This window comes from Mangrovicoccus algicola (genome assembly GCF_014903745.1).
Lineage (GTDB): Bacteria > Pseudomonadota > Alphaproteobacteria > Rhodobacterales > Rhodobacteraceae > Mangrovicoccus > Mangrovicoccus algicola.
On record NZ_JACVXA010000137.1, the window covers coordinates 1 to 1,825 of the forward strand.

Here is a 1,825-nt window from a genome sequence, read left to right on the forward strand (position 1 = left end):
GGCTGGGGGCGGCGACCGGCGGCGCGGCGGCGGGCCGGCTGCGATCGGCCATGGCTCAATCCTCCTGCGGCGCGGGGGGCGCCGCGGCGGCCGGGGGGGCGAAGGCACCGCCCAGCCGCATCGCCAGCAGCAGGGCAAGCGCGCAATCCCGCCGCCGCAGCCGCAGCCGCAGCAGCGGAGCCAGCGCGCGATGAAGCTCCTGCCGCTCCCCGGCAGGGGCGCGCATCACCCTCCCGGCGATGCGCCGCGCCGCCTCCTGAGTCTCGGCCGCCGGGACATCCTGCCAGCGGTCGAAGAGGACGGCGAAGACAGGTTCTTCCGGCGCGCCCGCAGGAGCCAGCACCTGCTCCAGGGCCGCCCGGCGGATCGCCGCAGCGTGGCCGACGGACCGCAAGCCGCCGGCAGGATCCATCCCGGGATCGCGGCGCTGACCCGGGTCCGGGCCGGGCGCCGCCGACCGGCCCGCCGGCGGCGCGGCCTGACCCGACCGGGCCTGCGCAAGGGCCTGAAGGACGGCATGGCCCGGGGCGCGCGCGACCTCCTCCGCCTTGTCCGGCACGACCAGGGGCGGGGCCTCCTCGCGGGTCAGCGCGGGCGCGAAATCGATCATGTCGCCCCCATCTCGGCGCGCAGCGCCGCGTAATGGCCGCCGAAGGCCTCTTTCCGCACCGGACGCCCCTGCTTGGCCAGTTCCGCCCAGACCGCGGCCAGCAGCCGATGCGTGCCCACGGCCCCGCCCTCCGCCGCCGCGCGATGCGCGGCCGCAAGCCAGCAATTGCGGATCTCGCCGCCGGTCAGTTCCGCGGCCGCGAGCAGATCCAGATCGAGCCCCGCCTCCGCGGGAACGCCGCCCTGCAGCCCCCGCGCCCAGAGCGCGCGCCGTTCCGCCGGGCCCGGGGCGGGAAACTCGATCACCGCATCGAGGCGGCGCAGGAAGGCCGCATCGATATTCTGCGCCAGGTTCGTCGCCAGAAGCGAGACGCCCTCGAAGGTCTCCAGCCGCTGAAGCAGGTAGGAGACCTCGAGATTGGCATAGCGGTCATGGCTGTCCTGAACCTCCGAGCGCTGGCCGAAGATCGCGTCCGCCTCGTCGAAGAACAGCACGATGCCCGCGCCTCCCGCCGCCTCGAAGAGCCGGTCGAGATTCTTCTCCGTCTCGCCGATATACTTGGAGACCATCCCCGCCAGGTCGACGCGGAACAGCGGCAGGCCGAGGCTGCGCGCCACCGCCCCCGCCGCCATCGTCTTGCCGGTGCCCGACGGGCCCTTGAACAGCGCCGCCAGCCCGGCCCGCTTTCCCATCAGCGCGCCGAAGCCCCAGTCCTCCAGCACCTGCACCCGCGTGGCGGCGCGCGCGACCAGCGCCTCCAGCGCACGGCGGCTGCGCGGCGGCAGCACCATCTGCGCCAGATCGTCGGGGCAGGCGACGGCGCGGGCCAGGCCGGACAGCCCCTCTGCCGCCTCCAGGGTCAGCTTCGCCTCCAGCGCGCCCGCGCCGCCCGGGCCTGCCAGGGCCGCCGCCAGGTCCAGAAGCGGAAGCGGCTCCGCCGCGGGCGGCAGCGGTCCCGCGGCGATCGCCCTCTGGCGCGCCCGGCGATCCCCGGGCGCCAGGCGCGGCGCGGCCTCCACCGGGCCGTGATGTCCCGCCTGCCGCCAGGGGCCGGATGCCGCGGTCAGGATCGCCGCGGGCGGCACCAGCGCGGCAAGAAGCGCGCGCTTCTCCGCCGGGCCGAGCGCATCCGCTCCGGCGATCACCGGCATCGCCCCGGCCAGCCGCGCCTCGCGCTGCGCCCGGGCGATCACGCCGGTCTCGCGGATCAGCGCC

2 protein-coding genes are annotated in these 1,825 nt (G+C 76.5%); both read right to left on the reverse strand.

Annotated elements, in window-relative coordinates:
• Positions 1–55: 55 nt before the first annotated feature.
• Entirely contained in the window at positions 56–610 is a 555-nt protein-coding gene (locus tag ICN82_RS21110) for a hypothetical protein (RefSeq protein ID WP_193187308.1), read from the reverse strand.
• A partial coding sequence (locus tag ICN82_RS21115) for an ATP-binding protein (protein ID WP_193187311.1) occupies positions 607–1,825 on the reverse strand: 1,219 nt, incomplete at its 5' end. The genes ICN82_RS21110 and ICN82_RS21115, both read right to left, overlap by 4 nt.